Consider the following 26,803-nt stretch of genomic DNA (forward strand, 5'->3'; position numbering starts at 1 on the left):
TGATGACTTCATTGACGTTCGTGGAAGTTACCCAGGTTGTCCAAGCGAATTGGCAGGCTGCGGTAGACTTAGCGATCGAGGCCTGGTTCCTTTGCAGTCGGGATAACCCGAGCAACCCCAGAACTCACCTTTGGCAGAAGTGCGTTTGCGCATTGGTTTGTGGCATAAGGGGCATTCGGGCGACGGTTCCTTATTTTTTTCTCGTGCTTCAATGCGTGCGGTTGTCAGTCGTTCGCTGAAGCCGCCCGTTTCTTGAAACGCGGTGCCTTGAGATTCGATCTGGCTTTTGAGCATATTGAGTGCGCGGCCAATAATAATTAGCATCGCGTTGGCTACCACATTCGCATCATCAGAGTCTAACCAAAGGGCGTATTTGTTTCTCTGCTCTCGAGCATGCATCGCAGATTGATAGACCATGTCATCGGTAAAGGGAGCTGCATCAAGGGAGATAGCGTTGATGGCCTTAGCTTGTGGTGAGTGAACTGACCAGGGAAGCTCACCACGGTCGAGGATCCAGATTTCATAATCGCCGCGCAGTTCGCTCAAGCTGGCGCGTGCAACATCGGTGAGTTTCATTTCGGTATCTTTGGAGGTCGCCGAGCGTTCCGAGCCTTCGATGATGTTTTGTCGACCACTGCGAGCGGCCTGAACCATCTGATCGTACTGGCGACCTTTGGGATCGTAGAATTTGGTCGCAGCATCGCGATGGTCATGGGTAAAAAAGCGGCGACAGAAGCGGAGCGTTTCTAGTTGAACGATGGTCGCGAGCGTAAAGGTATGGAGCTTTCGGAACCCACCACGTTTGTCAAACAGATCTGGCATGAGGCTGACTCTTTGGGAGTTGAGGTGATAGGAGGACCTTATTGACCGCGCTGACCTCATTGACTGTATTGGATGCCAATCACGATGTCAACAACGTCAATCCGGTCAATAAGTTCCCTCCCGCATCAGATTCCGCTACCCACGATGATGAAACTCGAACCGCCTACTTTGACCGTACTTAGACGTGCAAGAATCACGGTACCGATCGTCGCAAAACTCGGTCCAATATGCCAGGAACGAGTCGACTGCACCACACGAGAGCTTTACCTCCTAAGCTCAAAATCGCATCTCGCCTCCGACGCTCGAGCGATCTTATGGCGGCTCTCGCAACGGCTTCGGGACTCATTGCCCCGAACGATTGACTCTCCGCCTCCGGCGAGGTATCTATGAGCGAACTAAAAAACTCACTTTTGGTCGTGCTCGGGCTCAACATCAATACATGAATTCCCTGCGCAGCAAGCTCCGATCGAATCGATTCCGCCCACCCTCTCAACGCGAACTTGGCAGCGCAGTACTCACTCTTGAGCGGAACAGCCACATGAGACAAAACCGAACCGACATTCAGTATCGTCGGATGGACACCTTGTCGTAACAGTGGCAAACAAGTTCTCGTCAATTCGACCGATGCAAAAAAATCGACCTCCATGATCTTGCGAAGCCGCTCCGAAGTCGCCTCATCAAACCGTCCAATGGCTCCACTGCCTGCGTTGTTGATCAGGATATCCAACGAACCCCACTCTCGCTCCATCCAACGGGCCAACTCCGCTCTATGCTCGGTCGAAGTAATATCTCCGGCGAGATAGTGGACTCTGCCCGAAGCGGCTACTCCCTCGCTCAATGCTCGCAAGCGATCCTCGCGACGGGCCGTCGCCAAAACAGTCGCACCTCGCTCGGCCAGTTGTTGGCAAATGGATTCGCCTATACCACTCGATGCACCGGTGACGAGCACCTTGCACTGCGACCAGTCTCGTTTCAACATGGATCGAACTCAGGCTTCCTCGATCAAGCGACTTCGCCGACGCCGGGTTGCTGCGTGACATCGTCCCCTAAGCTATCTGCCGGGAGAAAAGTCGCACGATCCGGATTGCGATGCTCGGCAGAGATCGGAAGCTTGCCAGCTATGACCCGAACATCGAAACCTTGCGATGCCAGCTTGCCTGCCATGCTGGTTGGCATACGACAATGAACCAAGGCATGATCGTCGTTATACTGCTTCGAAATGATTTCGGCATTGTGCGAAAGCCATGCCTGCGTCTTGCCGTCGTCGAGCGGTAATCGCACCTCGAGTTCCGCAAAGTGTTTGGTCAATGCATCACTGACCGCTACGCCAAACTGCTGTAACCCCAGCCCACTTTTGGCCGATATGCCAATCGCGTTGGGGTAACGTTCTTTGAGCGATTCCGCTCTTTCGCTGGCTCCTTCGCAGTCTACTTTGTTGAGCACCAAAAGCGTATCCTTCTCTTCGATGCCAATCTCTTTGAGGACTTTGTACACAGAAGAAATCTGTTGGAACACGTTGGGATTGCTCGCATCAGCCACGTGCAATAGCAAGTCCGCTTGCCTGGTTTCCTCGAGGGTTGCTCGGAAGCTGGCGATCAGTCGGTGTGGCAAGTCTCGAATGAAGCCGACCGTGTCGCTCAGTAGAACTGGTCCCCAACCCGGTAACATCCAACGACGTGTTCGTGTGTCGAGGGTCGCAAAGAGTTTGTCTACCGCTTCGACTCCTGCTCCCGTGAGAGCGTTCATCAACGTGCTTTTGCCGGCATTGGTGTATCCCGCTAGGGACACGCTGTACATGCCGCGTCGCGATGCAACTTCCCGCTCTTTGCGCCGCTCGACTTTGGCAAGTTCTTGCTTCAAATCATGAACTCGCTTCTCTGCCAATCGACGGTCCACCTCCAACTGCTTTTCACCAGGACCACGCATCCCGACACCCATGGTTTGACGTGACAGGTGGGTCCACATCCGCTTGAGCCGAGGAAGGGAATATTCCAACTGTGCCAATTCTACGGCCAGACGGGCCTCGTGCGTTTGCGCATTGCTCGCAAAGATGTCCAGGATCAGCTCGGTCCGGTCCAGCACTTTCGTGTTGAGTGCCTTTTCGAGATTCCTGGTTTGTGCCGGGGTAAGATCATTGTCAAAGACGACCACATCGGCGTCATGCATCTCGATCAACCCCTTTAGCTCTTGCACCTTACCTTTGCCGAGATAGGTCGTCTGGTCCGGATGCTCACGCCGCTGGAAAATCGTCGCCATGATCGTCGTCCCCGCTGTTTCGGCCAAGCCTTTCAGCTCGTCAAACGGGTCTTCCGATTCGAAATCGTCTTGGAGAATTAATCGAGCTAGAATACTGCGTTCGCTCGCCAGGCTCTCTGAACGATCATGGGTATGCAAGAGTCGCGTCTCTCCCTTCGGGGTTACCGAGTTGGTGAATGAAAAAGTCTTTGTCATAAATTATAACGAACCAATCTCTCTGGTGAGGCGGAATTCCGTCCGATTTCCTTCTACAAAGACCGGCCTAAGGGACACTGGTTCACCCTTTTTCGAGAACTCGAGACGTTCTTTGCACCACGCTTCCAAGCAATCGCTCGGCGATATCGACCCCGCAAGCAGCCCCGGTAGCTTTCCAACCAGGCACCGCATTGACCTCGATGAGAACATCGCGGCCATCCAAGGTCTCAATCAAATCGACACCCACCATCCAGCCGTCGACCAAACGGGCGGCCCTGTAGGCCATGTCAGCTTGCTCGAAGGTGGGATCGATTCGAACCGCTTTTCCCCCCTGACTGACGTTGGATTTCCAGTTACTCTGCCCATGGCGCTGAACGGTGTAGAGCTCGTCATCTAAGACCAGCAACCGGATATCGCACCCCTCGTTGGGCAGGAACTCTTGAACGTAGATCACCGACTGAATCTGTGCTAGAGTGCTGAAGACTCGCCAAGCCATTTCGTAGTCGGTGACACGCACGATACCTCGCCCCTCACCTCCAAAGATTGGCTTCACAATGCAATCTTCGCCCAACTCATGCCAAGCTTGAATGGCATCATCTCTTCCTTGGCAACAAACGGTTCGCGGAGTCAGTATGCCAGCCATGCGCATCTTGTCCAACGTCAACCACTTATCGATGCAGATCTCTAAGCAGCGAGGCTTGTTCAAGACGATCGTTCCCGATTGCGATAAAGTTCCCGACTGCTCTACAACATGCAATGCATTCATGCGAAAGATGATTTGCTCGATCGAACCTAGCGGCATAGATCTAACCAGCAATGCATCGTAGTCGTCTAGCTTAACAGACTCTTCAGACGAACTGCCTGATTCGTCACCAAAGATACGGCAAGCTCTCGCTTCAAGCTTTGCTCCCGACCAAACGCTAAGGGACTCGAAAGATAATGTATCAATGGCAATGCGAGGGGTTCTTCCGTTTTCATTCCAAACTTGTGCGGCTCGCTTGAGCTCGCGCATGTAATACCCCGAGTAAGAGCCCAAGACACCAATTCGAAACGACTCTAGCATAGGGGCTGCCTTTTCGTTGCTATCGAAGGATCGGTCATGATCAAGCAGCACGACGACGTTGTTTCACAGGGGGCTCCCGCCAACGACGGTGTACCCACCAATACTGCTCGGGATGCTCCAAAATCACTTGCTCCAAGCACTGGTTGTACCATCGAGTCATGCTGGCAACACTCTCCAAGTGCTCAGCAGGCAGCTCAGGATCGGCGACTCCCAAAAGCCGCAATTCGAACTTCAATGGCTGCCCTAACCGGATATTGGCACAGACTACCATCGGTGCACGACTCGACAAGGTGAACAGAGCAAGAGCTTTGTGGCAGGAGGCCTTTTGACCTAGGAATTCAACCCAGCAGCCCTTGTCGCCAGCATGTTGATCTGCGAGCAGTGCTAATCGCCCTCCTCGCTCCAACAACGCTTGAACGCGGTGCGATGTCCCCTCGTTGGAAAGAAAGTGCTGACCACCCATCGAGCGGAATCCCATGTAGTAGTCGTGCACATATCCGTTGTCGAGCGGTCTAGCGATCGAGGTTGAGTCGATTCCAAATAGCCCCGTTAAGAAGCTTGCTAGCTCGAAGTTGCCAAAGTGCCCAGAGACAATGACCAACGGTCTTTCTTGGAGCAAGGTGCGAATGAGCAAATCTCGCTGGGGCAAATGATAAAACTCATGCCAGTTCTCGCGATGGATCTTTCGCGATGCGTGCGCGATCTCGCAACACATAAGGAACAGATGGTGCCACATCTGAAACTTTGTATCGTACTTTTTCGCAGCCGTCCAAGTTGGAAAGATCTTGGAAAGGTTCTGTTCCAATAACTCTTTGCGAACAGGAATCCAATTGGTAAACGCGTAGGCTAGAAGACGCGAGAGGCGATCGCAACGCTCGAGCGAGATGGCTTGGATGACGGAAACCACAAATCGAAGGCATACAAACGCGACCCAATCGCGAAATAGATAACTTTGGGTCGCCCGACCATGCTCCGAAACCGTTTCCGACATACTGCCCATCCGTGGATTCTTTAGTAATGCGCGGAATCCTAACAGATGTCGCTAGGAAACTAAAGTCCGTTTGAAAATCGCTCCGCAATGCTAGCGTTCCATGGAAATCAGCGATGGGTAAATGGAAATCTACTTGAGCTGCGATTCGACAAAGGCTTTCGTGGGATAGAGGAAAGATGCCGCAGGTTTGCCCTGCGGAGCTTCACGTTTCTCGCTACATCCTCCGCCAAAAGACTCCTCAAAGAATGCTCCTGGTTTACCCAGGAGATCGTTACGTTTCCGGCTCGACTGGCCGGGCCTGCGGGATTTCCGAAACCTCCTGCGGCAGAGCTAAAGGGTGGCCTGACCATACGGTGGTAAACTATAGGAGACCAAAGGGGTGGCACATCCTGAGGAACGAAGGGTGTGGAGTGTGTCACAAAAATTCGGGACTACTCTCGTTTTGCTGTCTTGTAGGCTTTTTTGACTAGCTCCTCTCGTAGATCCACGAGCTCTCCATGTCCACCCAAAAGAGAATTAAGGCTTTCGTCAGAAAGTAAGTTTGGACTGAGATCATTGACTTTGTAGGAGCAACTAATCTCGCACAATCTTGAGCCAGTATTTTTGAGATTCACATTATGTGCAAGATTTGTGATCGATATCGGTGCAAAAATCTCACGTTTCTCATCTACCACCTCCCACCTCGTTTTGGACTCGAAATTAATTTTCCCGATCCCTTGAGGTGACTTCTTGTCGCGAAAGTAGCCCACAGCTTTCACGGGCATCCCTGTTTTTGCTTCGAAGTCGATCCGCTTAAATAGATACTCCGTCGTGGCGTTGCATTTAAGAATTTTATCGTCTGTTGAATCCACATCCTCAAGCTCTCCTTTCTCGAACCAGTGGGCAAACGACCTCCAATCGTAATACTCGTCATAGTTTGACGCAGAACTTATAGTAAGTGTGAAAGGATCCGGATATCGGTACTGCAATACTTGGAGGTTTCTTTCGTCCAGTGAACTTCCTTGCTCCTTTTCGGTCAACTTTCGAAGATCAGACAAGGGCCGCGATCTGTCACCACTCGCCCAAGCGAAAGAATCTCCCCTCCTGAGTTGTTTCCTCCAATGTCCAGTACCGGCACCGTTGGCATAAATCGTCTGCATTTCCAGATACTCAGAAACGATCTTCGTTTTGTCATCCCTAATCCTGACGAAAAACCACTCTTGTTCCACAGTTCCGGCACCGAAAGAGACTGACATCTCACTAACCCCGGCGCAAGCAACCCGATCTTGATTCGATAAATTTTCCCAAGATATAAGAAACCAGTCCAGACAATCCTTTCCGGAACGCAGGTCCGGGGTCTGCGACATAAGCGGCAAGGTTGAGCAAGCTACAAACACAAGAAAAATCGACACTATTCCTAGTTTACGTAACATAGCATTAGCCTATCCGCTGGAACGCATTGCTGCTGAAAATCACGTCGACTCTTTGATCAGAGGGACGCAAGAAATTATCTGGGACTACGAATACTCTATCAACAACTTGAGAGTAGTTTTTCCGGTTTGTTTGTTGGCACGAGGCTACGAGTTTTCCCAGGTTGTACTGCGCGAGCCTAGGCTTAGAACTCCTGATCTGGGTGGACAATGTGTTGGTATATCTGGTCTCTACCGAATGGTTATCCAATTCAGGTAAGGCCACGAAAAATTCGTCCCGTTAGAGACAAAAAGGGTGGCACATCCTTAGGAACAAAGGGTTTGGAGCACGCCATAGAGTCCTTCGTTCCTAAGAGCGTGCCAACCAGAACTGATACCCTCGCTTTGAAAAGCAGAAACCAATCAAGATCGAGTGCCGCAAAAATTCGGGACTACTCTCGTTTTGCTGTCTTGTAGGCTTTTTTGACTAGCTCCTCTCGTAGATCCACGAGCTCTCCATGTCCACCCAAAAGAGAATTAAGGCTTTCGTCAGAAAGTAAGTTTGGACTGAGATCATTGACTTTGTAGGAGCAACTGATCTCGCACAATCTTGAGCCAGTATTTTTGAGATTCACATTGTGTGCACGGTTTGTGATCGAAATCGGTGCAAAAATCTCACGTCTTTCATCTATCACCTCCCACTTAGTTTTGGATTCGAAATTAATTTTTCCGACCCCTTGAGGTGATTTTTTGTCGCGAAAGTAGCCAACTGCTTTCACGGGCATCCCTGTTTTTGCTTCGAAGTCGATCCGTGTAAATAGACGCTCCGTCGTGGCGTTGCATTTTAGAATTTTGTCGTCTGTTGAATCCACATCCTCAAGCTCTCCTTTCTCGAACAAATGGGAAACTAACGCCCAATCGATGTGCAGACCATAGTTTGATGCCGAAAATATTGTGAGGGCGAATGGATCCGGATATCGGTACTGCAATACTTGGAGGTTTCTGTGGTCTAGTGAACTTCCTTGCTCCTTTTCGGTCAACTTTCGAAGATCAGACAAGGGCCGCGATCTGTCACCACTCGCCCAAGCGAAAGAATCTCCCCTCCTGAGTTGTTTCCTCCAATGTCCAGTACCGGCACCATTGGCATAAATCGTCTGCATTTCCAGATACTCAGAAACGATCTTCGTTTTGTCATCCCTAATCCTGACGAAAAACCACTCTTGTTCCACCGTTCCGGCATCGAATGAGACTGACTCTTCACTAACCCCGGCGCAAGCAACCCTATCTTGTTTCGACAAACTTTCCCAAGATATAAGAAACCAGTCCAGACAATCTTTTCCGGAACGCAGGTCCGGGGTCTGGGACATAAGCGGCAAGGTTGAGCAAGCTACAAACACAACAAAAATCGACACTATTCCTAGTTTACGTAACATAGCATTAGCCTATCCGCTGGAACGCATTGCTGCTGAAAATCACGTCGACTCTTTGATCAGAGGGACGCAAGAAATTATCTGGGACTACGAATACTCTATCAACAACTTGAGAGTAGTTTTTCCGGTTTGTTTGTTGGCACGAGGCTACGTTTCCGAGTTACTGCCCATCCGTGGATTTTTTAGTAGTGCCCGGAATCCTAGCAGATGTCGCTAGGAAACTAAAGTCCGTTTGGAAATCGCCCTGTGGCTTTGAACTTAACTCGGGCAGTGGGATAGAGGAAAGATGCCGCAGGCTTGCCCTGCGGAGCTTCACGTTTCTCGCTACATTCTCCGCCAAAAGACTCCCCCATGAATGCTCCTGGTTTACCCAGGAGATCGTTACGTTTCCGGCCCGACTGGCCGGGCCTGCCCCACGAACCGGAAACCTAACGATCCGCCGATCGAGTCGGCGGGATTCGCGGGTCGGGTTGGCGATCCCAGGTTTAGCGAGAAGCCTAACCATCCGCAGGTCGAGCCTGCGGGATTTCCGAAGCCTCCTGCGGCAAAGCCAGCCTACGTGATGGCTTGCGACCGTCCTGCTACCATTCGCATCGATCGAATGACTTCTTTTAGGCGGTCTTCAAGGATCTCTTTGCCTCGGGTGACTTCGAGTTCGATATCGAGTGACCAAACGTTTGCTTTTTCGATCTTGGGAACGGCGATCTTAGCCAGATCTTTACCAGTACAAACAACCATGTCGCAGTGTGGCAAGTCGGCGGCTCGAACTCCGATCTCTCGAATGTCGCCACCCGTATAGAGGTGATGATCAGGAAAGATCACTCGCTCTGCCACGTTGGCTTTTAGGTCGGCCAGAGTCTGGAAAAAGGCAGGCGGATTTCCGATCCCACAAACAGCGACTACGTTCTTTCCTGCCAACGAACCGACCTCGAGCTCTTGGCCGAGACTGTTACGCAACCGAACGGGAGCATGCCGCGTTTCCACCCAGCCAGCTTTAGGAGCGTAGCGTTGGACCCGCGATCGAATTTCCGCCAGCTTTTGAGGTGCTACTTGATCGGTCCTGGTCGCGATTACCATGTCGGCCCGTTTGAGCGAGCGTACAGGCTCTCTAAGGAGTCCACGTGGGAGTAGATGCCCGAAACCAAACGGTTCTCTCGCATCCAGAAGAACGATTTCTAGATCTCGGGCGATGCGACGATGTTGAAACCCGTCGTCGAGTAGTAGCAATTCCATCTCCAACTCTTCGATCGCAATCTTCGCCGAGGCCAATCGATCCGGCGATTGCAAATGCGGTACATCGGGTAGAAGCCACTCCAGCTCCTTGGCTTCGTCATTTCTACCGTCGACTCCTGCACCATACCCGCGAGATAGGATAGCGACTCGTTTGTCTTGGGCTCGAAACCATCGTGCCAGATGAGCCACCATGGGAGTCTTGCCAGTTCCGCCGGCGGTGATGTTACCTACCGAGATCACAGGGATTGGGACTCGACGAGAAGATTTAATGCCTCGATTGTAGAGCCAGTTTCGCAAGGTGACGGCGGCGGCATACGGCTGGCTAGCGCACCAGAGCCCCGCTCGCATCAAAATCGATGCGGGCGTATTGGAGGGGTTGGTGATGATCTCTTCCAGACGTGGCATTGGTGGATGGTTGGCTAAGTACGCACCGTGAGGGGGCCCCGAATTCGGGAGAATTCTTTGTGGGGTCGGTTGGGGCGGGTTTTCTGGCGAATTGGAATGATAAGGAATATTCCCGGGAAAAGCGACCTAGCTTTTTTTCTTCCCCAGGACTATTCCCTTATAAAAAACCTGCGGAGTAATGTGTGCGGCAGGTGACAATTCCCAGGAATCTAACCCGAACTTAATACCATGCGACCTCACCTCTTAAAAGGCTTGTCTATTACCACGGTTTTGGCTGGCCTCACGTGGTATGTATCCTACTTGCCGAACGCCTCCTACAGCCAGTTCCCTCCGAATTTTGCAGGACCTCAATCAAGCCATTCGGTGAATGGCGGGATACCGGCTGCGGTTGCATCGACGGGTACCTCCATGATGGCAAGCTCGGTTCTCTCCAACGGGTTTCAGCAAATCGCGATCTACGATCAACCTAAACAGACCATGGCGGTATATCACATCGACCCGAACTCGGGCGACATTCAGCTGAAAAGCGTTCGCCGCCTGGATGCAGACTTCGCTCTTCAAGAGTTTAATCTGAGCGAACCAACCCCTTCCACAATCCGAAAAAATGTCCGATAGCTTTGATTTTGCACCTGTGTCTCAGTTGATTGGATTCCATGTACTCGAAGCGACCGACGAGGACCGAGCGATCGGGCGAGCCGTGGTCGAACTCCCCGTAGACCAGCGACTTTACAATCCGATGGGGCGCGTTCATGGAGGCATGTTAGCTGCACTAGCGGACGCTGCCATGGGAATCGCCTTTGGACGAACATTGGATGATGGCCAGGATTTTTCGACCATCGATCTGCACATACACTTTATGAGGCCCGTGACGAGTCGCAAGCTCATTGCAACAGGCAAGCTCATTCAGCGCGGGCTTCGTATTGGTTTTGTTGAATGCCAGATAATGGACGAACGAGGCCGCTATATCGCTTCCAGCAGTTGCAGTTGCACCGTCGTGTAGTGAGTGTTCTAACCCGGATCTCGACGGATTGTAAAGGTGACTATCCGTTGAAAGTGCTGCTACCGGCTGCCCCTGGAGACCTTAACGCAGGGCGACGCCCGTGCGGATAGGTATGAAAAAGCAACTTGCTGCACCTCGAATTACAATCGAGCAGTTAGCCCATAATCCTTTGTGGTGCAGCAAGTTGCTTCCATTCTATCCTAAATCCCTGAAGGTTCCATCATGTCGCAAATTCTAGATTTCCCACAAATCCCTGTGTTCGCCGGGTTAGATTACCATCAAGATTCCGTGCAAGTCTGCGTTCTGGACCAGGATGGCAAGAAACTTCTCAACCGCTCGGTCGCCAATTCTACACCTCTGATCTTTAGTACCCTCACCCAGTTCGGCACCCCTCTTCGCATTGGTGTGGAAGCGTGTTGCGGAGCTGCGAACTTAGCCGACGAGCTGGTAACGCAATACAACCTGCCCGTTCAGTTAGCCCACCCCGGTTACGTTAACCGCATGAAACGCTCTCCTGACAAAACCGATTTCGGTGATGCACAAATGCTTGCCGATCTATCACGCGTCAACTACCTGCCCAAGGTTTGGCTAGCTCCCAGCTATCTGCGTGAACTGCGCCGACTGGTGCGGCACCGTGGCCAATTAGTCAAACGACGCACTGAAACCAAGCTACGCATCCGTGGCTTGTTACGCGAGAATCGCGTTAAGTGTCCAGAGCCTGTTACGGCTTGGAGCAAGCCTTGGTTGGCGTGGCTACAACAGGGTGCGTCACTGAGTCCTTCGGACAAATGGGTGCTCAAAGACCACCTGATAGAGCTCAATTCCTTGACCGAACGCATCGGAGCGACCGAGGCGCAAATCGCCGAACAAACCAAAGACGATCCTGTGATTGTCGAACTTCTTAAGCTCAAAGGGGTTGGCCTAATCACAGCTGTGACGTTGAGGGCTGAGATTGGCCGTGTCGACCGCTTCTTGACAGGAAAGCAGTTGGCCCGTTTCTGTGGTGTGACACCTCGCAATGCCAGCAGTGGTGCTAGGCAAGCCGATGCGGGTTTAATCCGAGCCGGTAATCCAGACTTGCGTTGCTTGTTGATCGAGTTAGCACACCGTCTGATTCGCTATGACGAGTCCTGGCAAAAGCTGGCCTACTCGCTGATCTCGCAGGGCAAACACCGCAACGTGGCCGTGGCTGCTGTGGCCAATCGTTGGGTGCGAAAGTTGTTTCACCTTTGGAGAGCGGACTTCACTCCGAACATGGATTTTTTAAGGGATGGCAGGGTCGATAGAATCTCATCTAAATCCGAGCCGTCACCCAAGAAAAAGAGCCTGAAGAAAACTCCTCAGGCTCGACGAGATTCCCCCGCCCTGACCTGATTATCCCTTGTGAGGTTGCTTCCCAGCAGAGCCACACTCCGTTTCACCAGGCGTTTTTTAAGTTAGTAAGCGTAACGATTTAATCAAGGAAAAATTCAGTAAGACATTCAGTGATCTTCGGGGAAAGGTGAGCTCGAGTTTAACCTGGGCCACAGTCAACATGTGGCTCGTCTGCGGATGGGGCAGCCTTTCCCTCTTTCGAAAACAGCCAAATGGGCTATCCCATAATTGGGAGATGCTCGGATAGAGGAAGGGGATTACCGAATGGAACAACACTGAGCATTTCCGCGAAAAAAATCGTTCACGACTACTTGACGTTATCCGTTTTTCATAGAGGTTAAACGATTACGTTTATCGTTCGCCGGTCGCCTTATCTCTGTATTTACCCATTGCAGAGCATGAGTGACTCCAGCCAGTCTCGCCATTGCCGGATCGAAACAATATCCATCATCGGAATGCTCAGCGGCGACAATGCAACTTGATCATTCCCAGCAGGCCAAGCAATCGATCCACTCCAGAGCCCGCTTTCATCGATTTCGATGCGTAGCTGAAGCGGGTCTGCACTGCTGCGAGCAGTAAAACACTGTTGCAAATCGACCCAACCCAAGCGGTTCCAGGTGAATGCATCCACCCGTGAACCTTCGACGAACTGAAGTGTGGGTTGCTTGCGACCGTCTTTTGAGAATCGTAACGTCTTGCTTAGTGAAGTGGGTAACTTTTGGTCTCGAGGAATGAGTATCCTGGGCGGCGGGATCTGAGCCGTGTCGTCTTGAATAATGACTCCCAAATCGTAGCTAGCGGAGCTCACCGCATGTGGGCAGTCGACCTTAGCAGGTGGCATCATGTAATGTGCCTGAACAGCTGCTCCGCGAGCTAAATCTGCTGAGGAGATATCGCTCACCTTAGCGTGCTTACCAATCATGCCCTGAATCTGTTGGCGGATCGAAGGAACCCAGCTCGCCGCTCCCGACAAGAGTATCGACTCAATAGATCTCGGGTCGGTGTTCGTTCGTTCCAACAGCTTCTTGACGAAGAAACCGCAGTCGTTGACGAGTTCGTCGACCCATTCAGCGAGGTTATCTCGATCAATCTTACTCTCGAATCGCCCACCAGCCACCTCTACGATAAACGGAATCGCAGGTACAAACCGAAGCTTTTCAAAAGCTCGCTCTAGCGTTCTTTGGATTCGCGACGCGATTTGTCGATCATCCTTGGCTCTGGCTCCAAACCTTTGCTCAATAAGTGTCGCAACCTTTTTCGCGGCTCGATCATGCCACCGAACAAATCCCCTTTTCCAATCTCCCTCTGCGGCTAACAACCGAATTTCATCCCCCTCGACTTGTACGAAAGCCGCTTCGCAAGCGGCTCCGTTAAGCATGACGACTAGATGCTTCTTGGCGATGGGGGCCCCACTCCCTTTGGCTAATCGCACCTCAATCTCATTATGAGCTAAAGCCGCTGCAACGGGCTTGTCGAGCAATTGCAAAATCTCCACACCCGCAATCGAGCAAGCAACTTTGGTACATAGTCGATGCATTTGGTCATAACATGCAGGAACCGTTACGACAGCATGTGACGCATTCGGCAGTTCATGGCGGGTCGCGACCATCATTTGTCGCATCACACAGGCAACCAAAACTTCTGGTGGTACCTGACGACCTCCAAAAGGTCGCTCAAGAAGAGGCAACCCATACCACCTCTGCATCCCGTGAAAAATGCATTCAGGCTTTTGGACTCGCAAATCAACTGCCTGTGCGCCAACCGCTATGCTCTCCCCGTCACTGTAAAGTAAATTTCGCGTGATGACAGATTCACCATCGACCAAAACCTCCTCGATTTTATGGTCCCGATTCACATAGCTGATGCGTGAATGAAGCATTCCCAATTCGATACCGACCGCAGCGTAAGTCTTTTGCGAGGTTGACTCCGGTCCAACGCTGGTCGGACGAATAGGTGTCACACGGCTTGGAATGGCAACGGATCGACTCTGAGGCAAAGTGGATCGGTCCAAGAGATTTAGCTTGATCAATTTTTCCGTGAGCTCGTGCGCGGATTGCAACCGCTCATCTGGATTTTTCGCTATCAAAGACTGAAAAATGGAATCCAATCGTAGATCCACATCACCTCGCACTTCATACAATGCAGGTGGCTTGCGGTGCACGTGCGCGAGAGCCGTTTGGACGACCTCTCCCTGGAACATAGGTCGACCGGTGAGCAGATAAAATATGGTCGCTCCGAGGGAATATAAATCGCTTCGGTGATCCACTTTGTTCGGTTCATTAATCTGCTCAGGAGACATGAATTCGACTGTCCCAATAATTTGGGACGATTCCGGTTCCGCGGTTTGGTCTTTCTTGTCGCGTAAAACCGCCAGGCCAAAATCTAGAATCTTAAGAACGCCTTGTGGAGTCATCATCATGTTACTGGGCTTAATATCCCGATGCACGATCCCTTGATTGTGGGCGTACTCGAGGGCGGACGAGGCCTGAGCTAGAATGTCGACTACCTCTTTAGTAGACATGGGCCCATTTTGGGCGATGCGTGCTGATAAGAGATCGCCTCGGATCAACTCCATGACCAAGAAATGTACGGAGAGCCCTCCCGCCTTAAAGCAACCGGCGTCAAACGCCGTGACGATGTTGGGATGCATCAGCTTCGCCGTCGCTCGAACCTCCAGATAAAACCGATTGATCGCTTCGGGGTCGGCAGACAGCGATCGAGGTAGGATTTTCAGCGCCACTTCTCGGTCCATCGTGCGATGGCGAGCCCGAAAAACCTGCCCCATTCCCCCGGCACCTATCTTTTCTTCAACTAGATACTCACCGAAAACGGGAAGCCGGGTTGCCTTGTCCTTCTCGAGACGCTGAACAGGCAATAGGGATTGCTCATCGGAATCAACCTTGAGCTCAAACCCACCATCGTCAGGCGATTCTAGATCGATAGCGCGCGTTGCCATCGGTCGATTGGATGCTGGAGGATTCGAGCCGGACTGCATGGAGGAAACCAGGATGGAGAGAAAAGCCTTGGATAAGTGACATCCCTGCCCGCATTAAAGCTACCTTCATATTACGTACGAGCGACGAAAGGTTGCGGTTTGTCTCTCTAGAAACAGCCATTTTCCGGTCGATTTTCAGCAGACGAGCCTGCGTTTCAAAGCGCAGCATATACCTATGAGCCTCAAAATGGACAGCTCGAGCCGGTTCGCTCGCTCATGGAAAGGTCCGAAATTAGGCTCTGCTACGATTTTAGAGGTTCCGCCGACTGCAACGACTGCAGATCGTGCTCAACCATAATCCTGGCCAATTCCTGAAGTGGTGTCTTAGGTTCCCACCCCAGTTTCAGCCTGGCTTTGCTAGCATCCCCTAGCAACCCCGTCGCATCCGCCGGACGGTTAAACCGAGGATCCACGCGGTAATATTTCTGCCAATCGAGTCCGAGATAAGAAAACACATGTTCCATGAACTCCCGGACACTATGCGTTCGGCCGGTCGCTAAGACGTAGTCTTCGGCCAATGGCTGCTGCAACATCAACCACATTGCCTCCACAAACTCTTTGGCGTAGCCCCAGTCTCGCTTGGCATCCAGATTTCCCATGACGAGCTCCGTCTGTAATCCCTTTTTAATCCGGGCAGCTCCAAGAGTAATCTTGCGAGTTACAAAGTTCTCAGACCTCCTCGGGCTCTCATGGTTGTAGCAAATCGCATTGCAGAAAAACAAACCAAAGGACTCTCTATAAACCTTGACCAACTGCGTTGCAAATGCTTTAGCACATCCATAAGGTGAATTGGGGTTCATGGGGGTCGATTCGTTCTGCGGCGTAACCGTTGGCGTGCCAAAAATCTCACGGCTGCTCGCATGCAGAAATCTTGGTGGGGTCGGCTGATCCCGAAGGATCTCCATAATCTGAAGCGTACCAATCGCGGTCAGTTCACATGTACTCTCGGGTATTTCAAAACTGAGCCCGACGTGCGACTGCCCCGCCAAGTGATAGAACTCGGCAGGTTGCGTCTTTTGAACGATACGGCGGATAGAGGTGATATCAGACAGGTCGGCATAGTGTAGAAACAAACTTTTGCCGTAAATTTGACTGTCGTTGTATTGCCGACTCAATCGCGGACGATCGAGCGAGCTACTCCGACGCACGATACCATGCACGATATAACCTTTCGACAATAATAGTTCGCAAAGATACGAACCATCCTGGCCGGTGATGCCTGTGATCAACGCGACCGGAGGCTGAGAACTGTCTGTCATTAATTCGCTATGCTTCTACGTGAATACTTGATAATTACGAATTCAAGCCAAAGGCTTTTTCCATTTGTTTTCTGACCACGGTAAGTCGCTCGACATCTCCACCGCCCACCTCGGCTGTGGCCCAACCCGAGAAATGAATCTCCTCGAGACCCTTTTGAACTTCTTCCCAAGGCAGATCATCTTCATCCGAAGTGATATCAACAAACTTATTCTTGGTTCGACTGAATCCTTTCACATCGAGCTTGACTGCCCTTCGCCCGAACGCGTTGAGCCAGGCACGTGGTTGCCCATACTTCCAGTGATTGCCGATGTCATAATACATTCCCACCCAAGGACTATTAAAGGAATCGACGAAATCGATGAAGCGGTCAGGCATCTGTTCAGGTGGCTTGTCATGATCGTAGTGCATGCGATTCCAAACATTCTCGAAAAGAATAGGCTGCCCTAACGCCGCCGCTAACGGTAGCAACTTGCGAATCTCATCTCGCGCTCGATCATCACACTCTTGCGGAGTACCGTCATCTCCTTTGCCAATGACGATAAGTACTCCCGAGCCTCCAATGGCATGCGAAACTCGCAAGCAATGACTGATGTTCGCGACCCCTTTTGCCCGAACCGCAGGATCCTTGTTCGTTAGCGTGTCACGCCAGTGATCATGATTGATGGCGTTATGGCAAAAGACACCGGATTCGATGACCGCTTTTCTTGCCTCGTCTACCGTGAACTGACCAGCTTCGTCAAAATCGACTCCGTCAAAACCAGCTGCTTTGGCCATCTGTAGTCGCTCCACCAACGAAAGCTTTTTACCCTGGCTCTCCTTGGCAATCATCGTCAGCTTGCAAGAAAGCAAGACACGCTTTCCCTCAGTTGGTAGTTGCGGAAGCGAATCCGCTGCCGTAGCCATGCTTCCCAACGTTGCTGCGTCAGAACGATTCGGTCCCGTCATGGCAAACGCCGCCAGCGCCGCACCCGATACTGCGAAGGTGCGGCGATCCAGTTTCTCTCTCTGCATCATTGGGGTTGTCTCTCTAAGGGAAAGGAAGGAACTATGGGAAAGGTGCGAGGGCGAAAATAGTTGGTTCCGAACGACCTTCAAGTGCAGGCCGGAGCAGAAATTCAGGTCCTGCCAATTGTAACGCCTGTGACTGAAATTTGGCGAATCTCACGTCGCTGCTTCGAGGAAACGGCAAAGATTGTGTTCCGAAGAGCGATTTTCAGCCTAACCTACACCATCTGCTGACTTCCCCGCAACGCTACTTCGCTCAACGTTGCGGGCCTCAAGTCCTATGCAACTCCAGATGCACTTCCTTCAGGTTTCGAATGTCCCTATCAAGCCTCATTTCCCAAATCGAGCCGCTTTTACCCAATGAATCAGAACACCGCATTCTGCTGGTGGCAACCATCATTCGGTCAAGCTCCGTTGTTAACGGGGCAAACGGTGCAACTCCACATCGGGTCTCGGCCGAGCAAGTTCGCCTGGCATTATCGAGGCTCCAGTCTCTCGACGAACAGCTCGCTGCGGCAGCCCACGAACTAGACAATCTCGCGACGACAACACCCAGCGAATTTGAACCATCGCACGTTTGGACTCTCATTCGGACGATTAAAGTACAGAGCCAAATGCTCGACTTGATCTATCACCAAGAACAACCACAATCCGCGCACATCTAGCCTGAGCTAGCCCCTCAACGATCTACCGACAAGGCCGCTTCCTCTAAATCTCATGCAGTGGCTCGTTAGCGTCACCGAATCGATCGAGCTTCACGCCAGCTTTGCCTATCATGCTTAAGTAGAGTCGACACATTTGCCGATTCTCTTGCCCGGAGTAATCCAGCACTCTACCACCCTGAATCTGTCCGCCAGCTCCACCCAGTAAGATAACTGGTAATCGCCCCGCTTCATGATGACCATTGAGCATGCTCGAACAAAACAGAATCATCGAGTTGTCGAGCAATGTTCTCTCTCCCTCCTGAATCGACTGCATTCGCCTCGCGATATACGCTACTTGCTCAAGAAAGAATTGGTTTACCTTTAACCAGTCCTCGGTATCGGAGTGCGATAGCAAATGATGAATCATGTAATCCACCCCTAGGTTCGGAAAACGAAGGGACGAGTGATCGTTATTCAACTTGAGGCTGCATACTCGCGTCGTGTCGGTTTGAAATCCTAAGACGAGAATATCACACATCAAACGCATGTGCTCCGCGATATCTTGCGGGATACCATCTGCGGGACGAACCAACGATTGCTTGTCGAACACAGGCTTCCAACCTTGCAGTTCACCTCGCTGGTTTGCTTTCGATATGCGTGATTCGACATCGCGTACCGAGTCCAAAAACTCATCCAGTTTGCGTTGATCGGATTGACTGATCTCCCGCCGCAAGTCCTGGGCGTCTTCCAAGACGGAATCCAAAACACTCTTGTCAGCTCGGGTGACCTCGTCCTTGAATAATCGATCAAAGGCCAACGCTGGATAAAGCTCTAGCGATGTAGGAGTGGTGGGCGAGCTCCACGAAATATGCGAGCTGTACAGCATGGAGTAATTCTTATGCACAGATTGGTTCGACTTTTCGCAACCCAGCACCAAACTCGATACCTTGGTCGCACGCCCCTGATGCTGAGCGATCAACTGATCAAAACTGGTACCCGAGCGTATCTCTCCACCCGATGCTAACGGTGCTCCCGACAACAAATTCCCTGTCTGCGAGCTATGGATATTTCCCTTTAAAGCTTCTGCATTATAGAGACCGCTGATAAATAAAAGTTTCTCTCGGAACTCATGGAGTGGCTGTAAAACGCGGCCTAGTTCCAATTTCGAACCGGAACCTCTTGCCCACCATTCTTGATTGTGAAATCCATTCCCGGAAAATAATACTGCGGTTCGGACCGGCGGATCGGAATCGTTCTGACCTACCTGCGAATCCGCCCAAGTCGATACCGACTCGAGAAACGGCAACGCCATGGAGACGCCAACACCTCTCAGTAACGTTCTTCGAGCAAAATGTTTCGTCGGTCCCTTTTCTGAACTCGGTGCATCTGCTTGTTCGCAATCGGATGAGTTTGTGTATTGTTCGTTCATCTCTGGACTCCGCTGATAGAATTATGGCTCTGAATTCTTATATATCGAAACTGCTGACTCTCTAAGATCTTGTCGATGGCGACACTGATTCGGTACTCTTTGGATTCCATGGCACCGATCATGTCGTTTATCAACACCTCATCCGACAATTGAACGGCTCTTCCCAAGGAATAGCCAAGTAGCTTTTTGCAAAACTGTCGCACAAAATCATCTCGCCGTTGTTCCATCAGATAATTTCGCAACCCAATCCATCCTTCCAGCTTCGTGCCATCTGGCAATTCGGTTTTGGTGTCATACTTGGTTGAATCCCGACGACGCCCGATGGCGTCAAACCCTTCCCAAGCGAAACCAAATGGGTCGATCTTGGCATGGCACTTCGCACAGGCAGGCGCACTGCTGTGCATCTCGATCAACTGTCGCTCAGTCAGCCCTTCGGGAGCTGACTCGGGCAAGACCGGTACATCCTTTGGTGGCTTGGGGAGTTTCTCTCCTAGCAGCACCTCGCTTACCCAATTGCCCCGCAGTATGGGACTAGTCCTGGATGCTCCCGACTGCTTGGAAAGGACCGAAGCCATGGTCAGCACTCCACCCCGATCCGAACCCAAAGTGTGATGGACCTTTATCCAATCCTCGAAGCCGGGCACACTAATTTGATCCCCGGTGTTACCATTGAGAGAATCCCACTCAAAACCGTAATGAGTAGCCAATGATTGATTCACGAATGCAAAGTCCGCGTCCAATAATTGAAGCAAAGACGCATCCGTTCTAAACAGTTCTGCCCAAAATAGTATGCTCTCCTTGTACATATCCCCTCGCATCTCTGCGAAGCCTGGAAATGCAGCCTCACTTTTCTCATCATGCTGATCGAATTGATAAACCTGTAACCATTGACAACCAAACTCCATGGCTAATGAAATGACACGATCGGATTGTAATAGCCTTCGCGTGTGACCCTTGAGCACCTCGGGCTTGATGAGTTCTCCCGTTTCAGCCGCACGCAGCAGTTCTTCATCCGGCGGACTAGCGGTGAGAAAGTAACTTAATCTAGTCGCTAATTCATAATCCGATAAAGCCCGAATCGAAACACTACCATCAGCGATTGGCAGAATATCACCCACCCCGCGTTCGCTCTTGTAAAGAAACGATGGTGAGATCAAAATTCGCGTAATCAAACTGCGAATGGCCATTTCATGGTCGAGTTCCGATTGCCTCAAGGCGAGGTAGTCTCGTTGGATCTTCTCAAGCTCCTCTTCCAGCAACGGGCGTCTAAAGGCTCGAGCGGCTAACTCGCTTACAGCCGCTAGATGGCTTGGCTCCGACGCTTTGAGGGTCTTTCGAAATGCTTCTGCTCGGTCCAGAATGGGTTGCCTCAACGGTTCGAACGCACTTGGATCAGCATCCTGGGTGGCGTACTGCCATAATTGATCATACGCGTCTACCAAAGATAGGGCATCGCGGGACACATAATGCAATTCGTCCCACAGGCGATCTAAGTAGGCGATCTCGACATCCGAGAGCATGAGTCGCTGCAATGCATCGTCCTCCCGATAGTACAAAGTCAATGTTACAACCTCATCCACCGGTACGATCTTGTTGTAACAAAGTGCCGCTGGAAATAGCTCTCGAAACTCCGCAAACATCGATTCGAACTTTTGTTCCGTCATCGCTGACTTCGATACGATGACCGGTCGTTGTGATGATGTCTGATTCGTGGCGTCGGTCCAAGTACCTTTGCTATTCGATGAAATCACCTCTCCCAGATGTAGCCCTGGCGACGGAATCGGGGGATGCAAGGAAACGTACATCTGCACCGATCCTAGAGAGTCTTCCGGGGCTGCCAATCGTCCATAGGTTACAAATTCAGAACCAGCAATCAAAGAAGCAGGGACTCGTATTTCCAGGACGCTATTTGGAGCCACGCCTTCGATATCCTCTTCACGCTTTGTCTCGCCACCCAGTTGTTTTCCCGCGAGGCGGTCTACGTTAGCCATGGCTTCACGTAGATGGTAACTCATTAACGGTCCTGCTAAGGCAGTTAGCTGGCGAATGAGGATACGATCAGCATCAGAAACCTCTGGGCTGGCTAGCCCAAGCTCTTTCGCTTGTGTCAGGTTATGAGCCAAGGCTTGAGATAATTGGGAGCGGTCCTCGGTGCTGCTAGATGTTTGCCAGCGAGCGAGCGATGATCCTGCCGGAATGCCTGTAATCTCACGACCATCGATCGGCTCGCCAAAGAAATGCCAAATGTCCGAATTGCCGTAGGTGTCCGCGTGTGGGTTGCCATCCATTAGGTTAGAAGACACATCGCTTGCTAAGTCCCAGCGAAGCGATCCCTCGGCCGGCGGAGAACTGGAGTTAGCAGTATCAAGGAACTGTTCAAAAGTCAAGTTGACAGCTGTTGCATCGCAGGAATGATCACCATTTCGTGGATTTACAACCAAGCAAATACAATCGCCTTTATTCACAACTATGGGCTCGTTCCAATCGATAGGATGAATTGCTGGCCCATGGGCAACACCACTTAATAATGCTTGACGCGTCGCTCCACGCCTTAGCTGCAGTGTCCACTGAACGCCATTGCCACACTCGGGATGAGCATGCTGGATGCTTCCTTTGCCCCGGATCGCTCCTTGGATAGGACTTTTCCAGCCCACAACGATTTGCACCGAGGGCGCTGGGTGAACCAGCAAGCTTTGGGGCGCGAGATTCCCCGGAATGCGTACATGCTCAGTAGATGAATTAGCGATGACGCTCAGTGCGTCCGCACCTGTCCAACCTGACACAAAGTTGTAACCAGCAACATTCCTGATTCGCTCCTTCAAGTGTCCGCTGATCACCGGCCCGTTGGCGGAATGCAGCCCCAAATACTCGAGCCAAGCAGCCAGTAGATCATTGTCACACCCAAATTCCCTGGCGATCGACTCGATTGGGATAACTTCGGTCTGCCGACTCACCCAGTCTGCAGCGGCTAAGCAGCGTTCCATCTGTCGCAAAAGCCTTTGATTTGTATCGCGAAGATAGGGAACTAACCTATCGCAATCTTTGAGCAGTAGCTCTGGTCGCCCCGGTGAAACAAAACGCGGTCGCTCCCAAACCACCTCGTCGCCGCTTGTTCCATCTCCGGCATCAGACGTCGATAGATAGAGCACGATATCTTGATCGACAATTTCGTTTGCTGATGAAGACGCGACCGGAATCGACACACGAAATTCCTGTCCATGTGCGATCGGATTGACAGGCTCCATCCATCGCGACGGTCCATTCTTCTTTCCAATATGGCCCACGCTAGAAAACTTCCAAAGGGCTCTCTGTCGCTCCTCGATCCTACGAATCGCTCGATCTCTGGCTTCGGGCTCGTGAGAATACAATTGCTTTGCGATATCGACAATAAGTGGATTGCTCGATGTTTGAAACGCACTATACAACTTAGCAAGATATTTTGGGCTCAGTCCCCGTTTTTGAGCGATGGAATCAATCGCTTTGGGCTCTTTATCGATGTTGGTAATTTCTTCCTGCAATGCGATGAGATAGCTTTCAATAGGCAATCTTCCGCCATCGTTGGTGTTGAACACGACACCTTGCAAGTTAACTTGCGTTCCCCCCTCCTTTGCAGAGTACTTTGCATAGAGAGCTCGGATGTCATTCAGTACTTCTTCGGTCCAATCTCTCGGGGAAATCGATTCTGAGAACCGAATTCCGTTTGGGAGCAAAACCGCATGTTGCGAGATGTCGCGAGCCGCATCTAGGTATTTGGTCAACATCGCAGGAGACATGCTGAGTGCATTGCCAGCGTTGGTAAAGCCTTCTCCGGCTGCACCATCGACCGGAAACTCCTTGGCCGGATCGAACGTCTTGATCTTTGTCACGTCCCGAATGGAATTTGTGTACTCAACATTGTTGAGTCGCCTCAATACGACAGGTCCTGGATCACCAGCGAACTTTGCTGCTTCGTCCGAAAGTAGTTTGGCTAGATAATCGGTGATCGTTTGATGTTCTGACTCCGTGGGTTGCAAAGAATCTGGAGGAGGCATTTGGTTTTGCCTAAGTGTCTCCAGTATTTTCTGAGCTACATCGGTTCTCTGTCGAAAGGCGTTATCACTGTCGAGTAAATCCAGTTCCACATCTGCTTCCGCCGAACTTCCGGTATGACAGTCCGCACAGTAACGATTCAAGATTTCTCGAACAGGTTTGACATCTCCCGCGAATAAGACATCGCCAGCAAGAACTGCCATAAACAGAAGGGACAGCAAGCGACCACGAAAACCGAAGTAATCCGCCATGATCATCCAGGGAGGGAAAGGGATGTTGAGTAGGGTGGGATCCGCATTATACACAAATCCAAACCCCTCGCGGAAAACAGTTCAGCAATTCAAAATCGCGAGGTGTATCTAGATCCGGCCGATGCATCGCACCCCTCCCCAGCCACGCTTTCGCTGTCTGACCCTCCCCAAAACAGAGTTTGAGGAGGGTGAAGTCGGAGGCGTTTTGCGAGACGTGTCGGAAATTCACCTACATTGTTGCGGGTATTCCCTTTAGTGCCCTGTACTAACCCTCGGCTTGTCTTCAAGCGTCCTTGGATCGAACTTGGCCTGCTCGATAACCTGCGGAGCCAATGTACCAACCACCATTCCTATGATGGCTGCGACTAAACCAAACAATTGCGGCGGGACATCTTGAAACATGGTGGCTGTTTCATTCTCGCCTGGTTGCCAGTATTCACAGAGTAGCCACACACCAATCCCGCAAACGATGGAAACGATGGCTCCCTGGGTGGAGGAGCGTTTCCAGAAAACACCCGCAGCTAGTGGCGTAAATGCGGCTACGAGAGTAACTTTGTAGGCATTCTGCACCATCTCGTACATGGTCGATTGAGATTGCAAGGCAAAGGCTGTCGCCATGGCTGAAAAGCAGACCAGGATCACCCGAAGTGTATAGAGCATCGTTCGATCCTTCATCTTGAAGATGGGCTGCAAGACGTTCTCGGTGAACAAGCTCGAAGGCGCGAGAAGTGTACCGCTCGCTGTCGAAAGGATGGCTGATAACAGGGCGCCAAAGAAGAGGATTTGCACAGGCAAAGGTGCGCGATTCAAAATGAGATCGGGCAGAATCCGTTGAATGACTCGCTCATCGTCTTGTTCAAAGAGTGGCTGATACGTTTCGGGAGCGATCACAAGCGCCGAGTAAGCAATGTACATAGGGATGAATGCGCATACAAAGTAAGCCGCTCCACCAAACAGGGTTCCTCGGACGGCTGTCTTTTCGTCTTTCGCACTGGTGACCCGTTGGAAGACATCTTGCTGCGGAATTGATCCCAAGGCAAACGTAAGAAATGCACCGATGAACGTCATCCAAGCCGCGAATGCTCCCTCACCAGACATCTTGGGAAAGAATTGAAACTTGCCACTCTCGTACGCGTGAGAAATGACTTTGCCCGCTCCCCCGGCTTGCCCTCCCATCACGGTCGCCACAATCAACAATCCAACAAAGATCACCGCTGTTTGAATCAAGTCGGTGAGAGCAACCGACCACATCCCGCCGAAGAATGTATAAAACGTTACAATGAAGGCACCAACCAGAATAGCAGTGTTGAGCGCAATAGCCGGGTCCTTAAGTACTTGCTCTGCAGGTAAGCCACGGGTGTGACCGGCTCATCGTTGCTTAGTCGGTAGTGAGTCGCGATTTGCTAGCACAAGATATTGTGGCATCATTTCCGGCGACAACCAATTGGTTTCGTTTTCAGTATTGAGAGAGATAATAAGGGTAACGGCGAGCTTTTTCGTCGGTTCTCAATCACGGAGTCAAATCATGAACGAATCGTTGGATTTCCAGAATGTAGATTGTATTGTCGCACAGCTTAAAGAGCTGGCTAACACAGCTTTTCGTACGGGGCAAGCGATCGACCAAACGGAGCTTGATTTACACAAGCGACTAATGGCTCTCGGACATGCATTGATTGGAACAATCATCGAGCAAGCAGGCCAGGGAGATGTTGGACCTACCATCGAGAAGAAAGGGCGAGTCTATAATCGAATGCCCAAACGGACTCGGAGGTATCGCTCCATCTTTGGCGATTTCAGAATCGAACGCTACGTCTATGGAACAACACCCGATCAAGCGATCCAAGCCATTCCTTTGGACGAGCATTTAGGGCTCCCGCAGAATGATTATTCCTTGGTCTTCGAGTCGTGGGTCGGAACTCATGCGACCGAATCTTCCTTCCATAAAGCGGTTGGGTTACTGGAACGAATCACGTCACTCCACGTCCCAGTCGACAGCGCCGAACGGATCGGAAGCCGATTGGGAAAATCAGCGGCCTTGGTACTCGATAATCCGCCATCGATCGATCGAGCTACCGAGGCAGAACTCTTGGTCCAAACCAGTGACAACAAAGGCATCCCGATGGTACGCAAGCAAACGGAAAAAACACCTGTGGGTGCTTCTGTCGAACGCATGGGCCCCAAGCCGGGGCAGAAACAAATGGCGTGCATGGCCGGAGTGTATACCGTAGATCGCGATGTTCGAACGGCTACAGAAATCATTGATGCTTTATTCCATGAGCCTGAGTCAGGCGAGACAAGTAGATCAGAAGCTAAGCCGAAGAATCCTCGGTACTTTGGGGCGTTGACCAAGCATGATTCTAACGGAAACGTGATCGGTAAGTCCGCTGAAGAGCAAGCTCAGCAATGGCTAACTGCCAATACGCTCCGACGCCACCGAGAGGGTCAAGAGATTTTGGTTATGCACGACGGGCAACCATCACTTTGGAACTTAGCGCATGAGTACCAGGAGGGATGGAACACGATTGAAATACTGGACCTGATGCATGTACTTCCGCGAATCTGGGCAGCCGCGAAGATCATCCAACCAGATTCGCAAAGCTCGTATGTTCGCGAACAGCTGCTGCTACTGCTTAAGGGAACCGAAGGTCTAATGATCATAGGAATCAAGACTGCGATGAGACGCAAGGGCATAAAAAAAGCACAACGCGAAGAGCTTGGCAAGATCGTGAAGTATTTGGAAAACAACCGCTCACGAATCAAGTACGGTGAGTATTTGGCAAAAGGCTATCCGATATGCACTGGGTATATTGAAGGAGCCTGTCGGCATGTGCCCAAGGATCGAATGGAAAAGAGTGGGATGAGATGGAAGGAAAAAGGAGCCCAGACCATGCTGAACCTTCGCTGCATCGAAGCGAGTGAGCTTTGGGATGTCTTAGCCACAACGCACCGAACGGTAAACCTCTCGATCTACGGTAAGAAACGAGTGAACTATAGCGATCAGTTCTTGGCAATGGCGTCGTAACTAACAGAACA

The 26,803-nt window shown here is 51.3% G+C and carries 20 protein-coding genes; 6 read left to right on the forward strand and 14 right to left on the reverse strand.

All coding sequences use genetic code 11. The features are described from left to right. Positions 1-27 precede the first annotated feature (27 nt). Positions 28-822 (reverse strand): four helix bundle suffix domain-containing protein, encoded by a 795-nt coding sequence (locus SH449x_RS14535; protein WP_482376794.1) that lies wholly within the window; start codon positions 820-822, stop codon positions 28-30. A 41-nt stretch (positions 823-863) separates the two neighbouring features. On the opposite strand from SH449x_RS14535, the gene SH449x_RS14540 reads away from it, so the two are divergent. Next, positions 864-1,004: a hypothetical protein gene (locus SH449x_RS14540; RefSeq protein ID WP_482376795.1), complete on the forward strand. Its 141-nt coding sequence runs from the start codon at positions 864-866 to the stop codon at positions 1,002-1,004. Between the two features lie 11 nt (positions 1,005-1,015). Here the strand turns inward: SH449x_RS14540 and SH449x_RS14545 are convergent, their stop codons facing one another. From SH449x_RS14545 to lpxK, 7 genes are all read right to left on the reverse strand, one after another. Beyond that, complete coding sequence (locus SH449x_RS14545) at positions 1,016-1,801, reverse strand: SDR family NAD(P)-dependent oxidoreductase (RefSeq protein WP_482376796.1); 786 nt, start codon at positions 1,799-1,801, stop codon at positions 1,016-1,018. A gap of 23 nt (positions 1,802-1,824) precedes the next feature. Continuing rightward, entirely contained in the window at positions 1,825-3,273 is a 1,449-nt protein-coding gene (hflX, locus tag SH449x_RS14550) for a GTPase HflX (RefSeq protein ID WP_482376797.1), read from the reverse strand. Positions 3,274-3,355: 82 nt separating this feature from the next. Continuing rightward, positions 3,356-4,336, reverse strand: coding sequence for an ATP-grasp domain-containing protein (locus SH449x_RS14555; RefSeq protein ID WP_482376798.1), 981 nt, complete (start codon positions 4,334-4,336; stop codon positions 3,356-3,358). A gap of 40 nt (positions 4,337-4,376) precedes the next feature. Next, positions 4,377-5,327, reverse strand: coding sequence for a lysophospholipid acyltransferase family protein (locus tag SH449x_RS14560; protein ID WP_482376799.1), 951 nt, complete (start codon positions 5,325-5,327; stop codon positions 4,377-4,379). Between the two features lie 431 nt (positions 5,328-5,758). Further along, positions 5,759-6,562 carry a hypothetical protein gene (locus tag SH449x_RS14565; RefSeq protein ID WP_482376800.1) on the reverse strand — a complete coding sequence of 268 codons (804 nt, stop codon included), beginning with the start codon at positions 6,560-6,562 and terminating at the stop codon, positions 5,759-5,761. Positions 6,563-7,167: 605 nt separating this feature from the next. Then, on the reverse strand, positions 7,168-8,013 hold the full coding sequence (locus SH449x_RS14570; protein WP_482376801.1) for a hypothetical protein: 846 nt from the start codon (positions 8,011-8,013) through the stop codon (positions 7,168-7,170). A 687-nt stretch (positions 8,014-8,700) separates the two neighbouring features. Continuing rightward, positions 8,701-9,783, reverse strand: coding sequence for a tetraacyldisaccharide 4'-kinase (gene lpxK / locus SH449x_RS14575; RefSeq protein WP_482376802.1), 1,083 nt, complete (start codon positions 9,781-9,783; stop codon positions 8,701-8,703). A 228-nt stretch (positions 9,784-10,011) separates the two neighbouring features. Here lpxK and SH449x_RS14580 point away from each other — a divergent pair, with 228 nt between their 5' ends. From SH449x_RS14580 to SH449x_RS14590, 3 genes are all read left to right on the forward strand, one after another. Then, positions 10,012-10,398 (forward strand): hypothetical protein, encoded by a 387-nt coding sequence (locus tag SH449x_RS14580; protein WP_482376803.1) that lies wholly within the window; start codon positions 10,012-10,014, stop codon positions 10,396-10,398. Next, on the forward strand, positions 10,388-10,783 hold the full coding sequence (locus SH449x_RS14585; RefSeq protein ID WP_482376804.1) for a PaaI family thioesterase: 396 nt from the start codon (positions 10,388-10,390) through the stop codon (positions 10,781-10,783). Before SH449x_RS14580 ends, SH449x_RS14585 begins: the two co-directional genes overlap by 11 nt. 222 nt (positions 10,784-11,005) lie before the next feature. Then, positions 11,006-12,157, forward strand: a complete 1,152-nt coding sequence (locus SH449x_RS14590) for an IS110 family RNA-guided transposase (protein ID WP_482376805.1) — start codon at positions 11,006-11,008, stop codon at positions 12,155-12,157. Between the two features lie 382 nt (positions 12,158-12,539). Here the strand turns inward: SH449x_RS14590 and SH449x_RS14595 are convergent, their stop codons facing one another. The 3 genes from SH449x_RS14595 to SH449x_RS14605 form a co-directional block, all read right to left on the reverse strand. Beyond that, entirely contained in the window at positions 12,540-15,113 is a 2,574-nt protein-coding gene (locus SH449x_RS14595; protein ID WP_482376806.1) for a protein kinase domain-containing protein, read from the reverse strand. Between the two features lie 281 nt (positions 15,114-15,394). Continuing rightward, complete coding sequence (locus SH449x_RS14600) at positions 15,395-16,411, reverse strand: GDP-mannose 4,6-dehydratase (protein WP_482376807.1); 1,017 nt, start codon at positions 16,409-16,411, stop codon at positions 15,395-15,397. A 34-nt stretch (positions 16,412-16,445) separates the two neighbouring features. Further along, entirely contained in the window at positions 16,446-17,426 is a 981-nt protein-coding gene (locus tag SH449x_RS14605; RefSeq protein WP_482376808.1) for a sugar phosphate isomerase/epimerase family protein, read from the reverse strand. Between the two features lie 305 nt (positions 17,427-17,731). On the opposite strand from SH449x_RS14605, the gene SH449x_RS14610 reads away from it, so the two are divergent. Then, positions 17,732-18,082: a hypothetical protein gene (locus tag SH449x_RS14610; RefSeq protein WP_482376809.1), complete on the forward strand. Its 351-nt coding sequence runs from the start codon at positions 17,732-17,734 to the stop codon at positions 18,080-18,082. Positions 18,083-18,125: 43 nt separating this feature from the next. On the opposite strand, the gene SH449x_RS14615 is transcribed toward SH449x_RS14610, so the two are convergent. The 3 genes from SH449x_RS14615 to SH449x_RS14625 form a co-directional block, all read right to left on the reverse strand. Next, positions 18,126-19,490 (reverse strand): DUF1552 domain-containing protein, encoded by a 1,365-nt coding sequence (locus SH449x_RS14615; protein ID WP_482376810.1) that lies wholly within the window; start codon positions 19,488-19,490, stop codon positions 18,126-18,128. After that, on the reverse strand, positions 19,487-23,770 hold the full coding sequence (locus SH449x_RS14620) for a DUF1592 domain-containing protein (protein ID WP_482376811.1): 4,284 nt from the start codon (positions 23,768-23,770) through the stop codon (positions 19,487-19,489). Before SH449x_RS14620 ends, SH449x_RS14615 begins: the two co-directional genes overlap by 4 nt. Before the next feature lie 252 nt (positions 23,771-24,022). Further along, positions 24,023-25,087: a high affinity choline transporter 1 gene (locus SH449x_RS14625; RefSeq protein WP_482381830.1), complete on the reverse strand. Its 1,065-nt coding sequence runs from the start codon at positions 25,085-25,087 to the stop codon at positions 24,023-24,025. 208 nt (positions 25,088-25,295) lie between these two features. On the opposite strand from SH449x_RS14625, the gene SH449x_RS14630 reads away from it, so the two are divergent. Beyond that, positions 25,296-26,792, forward strand: a complete 1,497-nt coding sequence (locus SH449x_RS14630) for an ISKra4 family transposase (protein WP_482376812.1) — start codon at positions 25,296-25,298, stop codon at positions 26,790-26,792. Positions 26,793-26,803 lie beyond the last annotated feature (11 nt).

Source organism: Brakhagea baltica, from assembly GCF_052161605.1.
Lineage (GTDB): Bacteria > Planctomycetota > Planctomycetia > Pirellulales > Pirellulaceae > JBKCUI01.